At 68.2% G+C, this 6,031-nt stretch carries 5 protein-coding genes; 3 read left to right on the plus strand and 2 right to left on the minus strand.

Annotated features, from left to right (window positions below):
• Window positions 1–31: 31 nt before the first annotated feature.
• Complete coding sequence (gndA, locus tag ABZ803_RS00380; protein WP_357030734.1) at window positions 32–1,477, minus strand: NADP-dependent phosphogluconate dehydrogenase; 1,446 nt, start codon at window positions 1,475–1,477, stop codon at window positions 32–34.
• On the opposite strand from gndA, the gene ABZ803_RS00385 reads away from it, so the two are divergent.
• A complete protein-coding gene (locus ABZ803_RS00385) occupies window positions 1,425–1,859 on the plus strand; it encodes a hypothetical protein (RefSeq protein ID WP_357032710.1) in 435 nt (144 codons plus the stop codon). The genes gndA and ABZ803_RS00385 overlap by 53 nt on opposite strands.
• On the opposite strand, the gene ABZ803_RS00390 is transcribed toward ABZ803_RS00385, so the two are convergent.
• Window positions 1,854–2,369 carry a MarR family transcriptional regulator gene (locus ABZ803_RS00390; RefSeq protein ID WP_357030737.1) on the minus strand — a complete coding sequence of 172 codons (516 nt, stop codon included), beginning with the start codon at window positions 2,367–2,369 and terminating at the stop codon, window positions 1,854–1,856. The two genes, ABZ803_RS00385 and ABZ803_RS00390, sit on opposite strands and share 6 nt — an antisense overlap.
• A 217-nt stretch (window positions 2,370–2,586) precedes the next feature.
• On the opposite strand from ABZ803_RS00390, the gene ABZ803_RS00395 reads away from it, so the two are divergent.
• A complete protein-coding gene (locus ABZ803_RS00395) occupies window positions 2,587–3,816 on the plus strand; it encodes a helix-turn-helix domain-containing protein (RefSeq protein ID WP_357030740.1) in 1,230 nt (409 codons plus the stop codon).
• A 216-nt stretch (window positions 3,817–4,032) separates the two neighbouring features.
• Window positions 4,033–5,868 carry an acyl-CoA dehydrogenase gene (locus ABZ803_RS00400; RefSeq protein WP_357030742.1) on the plus strand — a complete coding sequence of 612 codons (1,836 nt, stop codon included), beginning with the start codon at window positions 4,033–4,035 and terminating at the stop codon, window positions 5,866–5,868.
• Window positions 5,869–6,031 lie beyond the last annotated feature (163 nt).

Genomic DNA, 6,031 nt, shown 5'->3' on the forward strand with positions numbered 1-6,031 from the left:
CACCGGTCCCGGCATGCGACAGCGCGACCGGCTAGTCGGCGCGAACCTCGCTGCGGTCCTCGCTCCAGAGCGTGTGGAATTTGCCTTCGGCGTCGACCCGTTCGTAGGTGTGCGCGCCGAAGAAGTCACGCTGCCCTTGGGTGAGCGCGGCCGGGAGGCGCTCCGCGCGCAGGGCGTCGTAGTAGGACAGCGACGACGCGAACGCGGGCACCGGAATGCCGAGCAGGGTCGCGGTGGCCACGACGCGGCGCCAGCTGTCGATGGCGGTCTCGATCGCCGCGCGGAAGTACGGCGCGAGGATCAAGCTCGGCAGCGCCGGGTTCTCGTCGTAGGCTTCCTTGATCCGGTTCAGGAAACGGGCGCGGATGATGCAGCCGCCGCGCCAGATCGTAGCGAGGTCGCCGGGGCGCAGACTCCAGTCGTATTCCGCACTGCCCGCGGCGATCTGGTCGAAGCCCTGGGCGTAGGCGACCACCTTCGAGGCGTAGAGCGCCTGCCGGATGTCTTCGGTGAATTGCTCGACGTCGGTGGGCTTTTCGGCCAACCGGCCGGAGGCGAGACCCTGCGCGGCCTTGCGCTGGGCACGCGAGCCCGACAGCGCGCGGGCGAATACCGCTTCGGCGATGCCGGTCACCGGCACACCGAGGTCGAGCGCGGACTTCACCGTCCAGCGTCCGGTGCCCTTCTGCTCCGCCGCGTCGACGATCACGTCGACCAGCGGCTTGCCGGTCTTCGCGTCGACCTGATTGAGGACCTCGGCGGTGATCTCGACGAGGTAGCTCTCCAGGTCACCGGAGTTCCATTGGGTGAACACATCGGCGATCTGCTTCGCGTCGAAGCCGAGCGCGTCGCGGAACAGGTGGTAGGCCTCGCCGATCAGCTGCATGTCGGCGTACTCGATGCCGTTGTGCACCATCTTGACGAAATGCCCCGAGCCGTCGGGACCGATATGGGTGCAGCAGGGCGTACCGTCGACCTTCGCCGCGATGGATTCCAGCAGCGGCCCCAGCGAGTCGTAGGACTCCTTGGGCCCGCCCGGCATGATCGCGGGGCCGTTGAGCGCGCCCTCCTCGCCACCGGAGATACCGGCGCCGACGAAGTTCAGTCCGCGCTCGCGCATCGCGGCTTCCCGCCGAATGGTGTCGGTGTAGAGGGCGTTTCCGCCGTCGATGATGATGTCGCCCGGCTCCATCGCGGCCGCCAGTTCCTCGATGACCGCGTCGGTCGGGGCGCCCGCCTTGACCATGATCAGCACCCGGCGCGGCTTCTCCAGCGCGGCGACGAACTCCTCGATCGTCTCGGTCCGCACGAAGTCGCCGTCGTCGCCGTGCGCCTCCAGCAGTGCGTCGGTCTTGGCGACGGTGCGGTTGTGCAGCGCGACGGTGTAGCCGTTCCTGGCGAAGTTCCGTGCGATGTTGCTACCCATGACCGCCAGACCGGTGACCCCGATCTGTGCACGCGCTGTGGAGGTCGGCATCAATCAGCTCTCTTCGTTCGACAGGGCGGCGCGTCCGCGCGAAACTGTTCGGCGGCTGCATCGTGGCGTCCGTTCCACGACGCTTCAGACCTTACTTACCCGCCCCGCCGCAGCGGGCACGGAGGGCAGCGCGAGCCGCGCGTCGCGGTCACCTGCCCGCCCGGAAGTGGAATTCCACCTGCGCCGTCTCGACGTCGGCGGCACCGACCCGGCGTTGACCGCCATGTTGCTCGCCCAGGCGGTGGAGGCGCAGATCCACGGCGCGGTCCTCGATCCGCCGCTCGGCCGCACCGCGGACGAGTGCGGCCGAGCCGTCGTCGACCTGTGGACCCGAGCGCTCACGCCGCCGGCCGACCCCGCGCGCCCGGCGGCCGGGTCATAGCGGGCAGTCCGCGCGAGACGATTCGTCGTCGAGGTCGCCGGCGATCAATGCCTCGGGGCCGCGATCGCCGTAGGCGATGCGCTCGAGCAGATCCAGGACCTCGCCGACCTTGTGCAGCTCGCCGGACCGCAGGCTCTCGGACAACGCCTGCGCCAGCGCGTCGTTCGCGGACGCCTGGTGTCCGCACACCCACGCCCGGCCTTCATCGGTGAGGGTCAGGTTCACCCGGCGCCCGTCGTCCGGATCGCGCACACCGACGATCAGGCCCTGATCGCGCAGCCCGTCGACCACATTGCGCATCGTCTGCGGCCTCAGCATCTCCAGTCGCGCCAGGTCGACCGCGGCCAAGGCGCCGTATCGGTGCAGACGCCCCAGCACCGCCCACTGCGTCGCCGACAGCCGTCGTTCATCGGGATCCCTCCGGGCGCGCCGCAGAATCACGGTCGACGCGATGCGCAGGCGGGCCGCCATGCTCGACAGTGCTGTGGCGTCCGCGGTGTCAGCGCTCACGGGCGGGCTCCCTCTGCTTACCTGATCGATAACGATCCACGGGCTGGTGATAGCTGCGGGAAGCCTACTCGACAGTAGAACCCGCACGTCGGCTATGACGAAATCGTCATACATATGGGTGGCCGCGCCGGATCTCCCGTGGGATGCCGGCGAACGGGTCGCGCGCGGAGGTGGCCCGGCACCGCCGCGGACCCTCCGATACGCGACACTGACCGCGATGGGCACACAGGCGAACGGCGCACAGCCACGGCGGAGACCACCTCATCGGCGCGAGATGATCCTGCATGCCGCGGTCGACGCCTTCACGCACGGCGGCTATTACGGCACCACGATGGCCGACATCGCCGCGGCGGTCGGCATCTCGGCGACGGCGTTGTACCGGCACTTCCGCAATAAGCAGCAGCTTTTGGGCCAGTGCCTGCTGGTCGGGCTCGACGACACCTTGAACCGGCTGGACGCCGCGTATCGCGCCGACGACTCCGGTGACGCCGTGCTCGCCGAACTGGTCCGGGTGGCTCTGGAACTGCGCGGCCTGCCGCGGTTGTGGCAATTGGAGTTCCGCAACCTGACCGCCGCCGACAAGACCGCCGTGCTGGTCCGCGCCGCGCGGATCACGCGCTATCTGCGGCACACCATCGGCATGCGCCGACCGGAGCTCAGCGGCGCGGATGTCGAACTGCTGAGCTGGTGCGTGCTCTCGATCGCGGTCAGCCCCTCCTATCACCGCGCCGAGCTACCCGCGCCGGTTGCCGCACAGGTGCTCGACGCCGCCGTCGCGGCGGTGATCACCACCGAAATGCCCGAGCACCCGGCAGGCCCCGCCCCGAACCGGCCACCGCGCACCGAGACCGGCAACACCGCGCTGGATCGAGCGCTGCGGTCGGAGCGAATGCTTGCCGAGGCGGCGCGATTGTTCAGCACCCGCGGGTATGCCGCGGTGGGCATCGAGGACATCGGCGCGGCCGTCGGGGTCACCGGACCCGCTTTGTACCACCACTTTTCGAGCAAGGCGGAGTTGCTGGACCAAATCGTCCGGCGCCAGGACGAGTGGCTTCGGCTGCTGCTCGCCCGGGCGATCGCCGAGGGCCGCAGCGCCGAGGAATCCATGCGCTCACTCATGCGAAGCTTCGCGCAACTGGGTGTGGACGAGCCCGATCTGCTGGCGATCACCGTCAGCGAGACCCGGCACCTTCCGGGAGACGCGGTGCAGCGCTACCGGAGGGTGCGCTTGGACGGCATCGCCCAGTGGGCCCGCATGCTGCAGGCCCTGCGGCCGGACCTGCCCGCTCCGGCCGCGCGGGTGCTGAGCCGAGCCGTCACCACCGTCGTCATCGATGCCGTCCGCAACCCCCGCTTCCGGCGCAGGGCCGATCTCGTCGATGTTCTCGTGGCCATCGGAGAGCGGATCGAAACGGCCGGAATCCCTGGTCGCGTTTCCGCACCGTGATTTGTGCCACTTAGTCATTATTAACTTAGCTTCCTCAATTGCGCGCTAGCAGCGGATAGAACGCTGTCGGACATACGACCATTTACTTAGTGGTCATTAACATGAGATTGCTTTCGGGTCATCGGTGCCGCACAGTGTGCCGTGGGTGATCGCCGCTGCGCGCGCCCGCCGAATCCCCTGCCGGTACCCCGGCCGTTTCTCGAAAGGCATTGGCCCGTGAGCCATTACAAGAGCAACGTGCGCGACCTCGAGTTCAATCTGTTCGAGGTGTACGGACTCGACGACATCCTCCGGACCGGAGCATTCGGCGACCTGGACGGCGGCACCGTGCGTTCGATGCTGGCGGAGGCCGCGCGCTTGGCCGAAGGACCGGTCGCCGAACCGTACGCCGACACCGACCGCAACCCGCCGGTTTTCGATCCGGCCACCCACTCGGTCGGCCTGCCGGAGTCGTTCAAGAAGGCGGTGCGCGCCTGGTACGACGCGGAATGGTGGCGCGTCGGCAAGGCCGAGGGCGTCGGGGGCGTGCCCGCCCCTTCGATGGTGAGCTGGGCGATCACCGAATTCGTCCTCGGGGCGCAGCCCGCGGCTTACATGTACCTGACCGGACCGATGATGGCCCACATCACTTATGGCATCGGCACCGAGCAGCAGCGGCGCTGGGCCCGGTTCATCACCGAACGCAACTGGGGCGCCACGATGGTGCTGACCGAACCGGACGCCGGTTCCGACGTCGGCGCGGGCCGCACCAAGGCTGTCGAGCAGGAAGACGGCACCTGGCACATCGAGGGCGTCAAGCGGTTCATCACTTCCGCCGACTCCGATGACCTGTTCGGAAACATCATGCACCTGGTGCTGGCCCGCCCCGAGGGCGCCGGACCGGGCACCAAGGGCCTGTCGCTGTTCTTCGTGCCGAAGTTCCACTTCGACCACGAGACCGGCGAACTGGGCGAGCGCAACGGCGTCTTCGTCACCAACGTCGAGCACAAGATGGGCCTGAAGGCCTCCGCCACCTGTGAGGTCACCTTCGGCGGCCACGGCATCCCGGCCAAGGGCTGGCTGGTCGGCGAGGTGCACAACGGCATCGCGCAGATGTTCCAAGTCATCGAGGAAGCTCGGATGATGGTGGGCACCAAGGCCATCGCCACCCTGTCCACCGGCTACCTCAACGCCCTCGAATACGCGAAGACGCGCGTGCAGGGAAGTGATCTGACCCGGATGGCGGACAAGGCCGCGCCGAAGGTGGCCATCACCCGGCACCCCGACGTGCGCCGGTCGCTGATGATGCAGAAGGCGTACGCCGAGGGGCTGCGCGCGATCTATCTCTACACCGCAGGCCATCAGAACGATGTTGTCGCGCAACACATCTCGGGTGCCGACGCGGATCTGGCCGCTCGGGTCAACGACCTGCTGCTGCCGATCGTCAAGGGCGTCGGCTCGGAGCGGGCCTACCAGTACCTGACCGAGTCGCTGCAGACCCTCGGTGGTTCCGGCTTCCTGCAGGACTACCCGATCGAGCAGTACATCCGCGACGCGAAGATCGACTCGCTCTACGAAGGCACCACCGCCATCCAGGCGCAGGACTTCTTCTTCCGCAAGATCGCCCGCGACCGTGGCGTCGCACTGGCCCACCTCGCGGGCAAGATCCGCGACACGGCGCAATCCAGCGACGGCAACGGCCGGCTCAAGGCGGAGAAGATCCTTCTCGCCACCGCGCTCGAAGACGTCCAGGACATGGCGGGCCGCTTCACCCAGCACCTGCTCGCCGCCCAGCAACAGCCCACCGAGTTGTACAAGATCGGGCTGAACTCCGTTCGCTTCCTGCTCTCCGTCGGTGACCTCCTCGTCGCCTGGCGGCTGATCGTCGCCGCCGAGATCGCCTCGGCCGCACTCGACGCCGGCCCCGCCGAGCAGGACCGCGCCTTCTACGAAGGCAAAGTCGCCGTCGCGTCGTTCTTCGCCAAGACGGTCCTGCCGCACCTCAGCGCGGAATGGTCGGTTATCTCCGACGTCGACATCAGCGTCATGGATCTCGACGAAGCCGCGTTCTGACCCGCGCTGGGCCCCGCGACGGGCGGGGCGTCGCCGGAACGACGACTCAGCAGCGCAGTGCGGTCACGGGAAACCGCGCCGGGGACGGGCGACCGCGGAGAGCAGACCGGCACGGGAACAGTCCGGAAAGTTCCGGATTGTTCCCGTGCCGGATCGAACATCT

The sequence above is a fragment of the Nocardia sp. NPDC047648 genome, assembly GCF_040642815.1.
GTDB lineage: Bacteria > Actinomycetota > Actinomycetes > Mycobacteriales > Mycobacteriaceae > Nocardia > Nocardia gamkensis.

Bases quoted from the DNA above. Each gene is read 5' to 3' on its own strand.
- ABZ803_RS00385 (WP_357032710.1), top strand. From the start codon at position 1,425: ATGACCGCCAGACCGGTGACCCCGATCTGTGCACGCGCTGTGGAGGTC.
- gndA (WP_357030734.1), bottom strand. From the start codon at position 1,477: ATGCCGACCTCCACAGCGCGTGCACAGATCGGGGTCACCGGTCTGGCG.
- ABZ803_RS00395 (WP_357030740.1), top strand. From the start codon at position 2,587: ATGGGCACACAGGCGAACGGCGCACAGCCACGGCGGAGACCACCTCAT.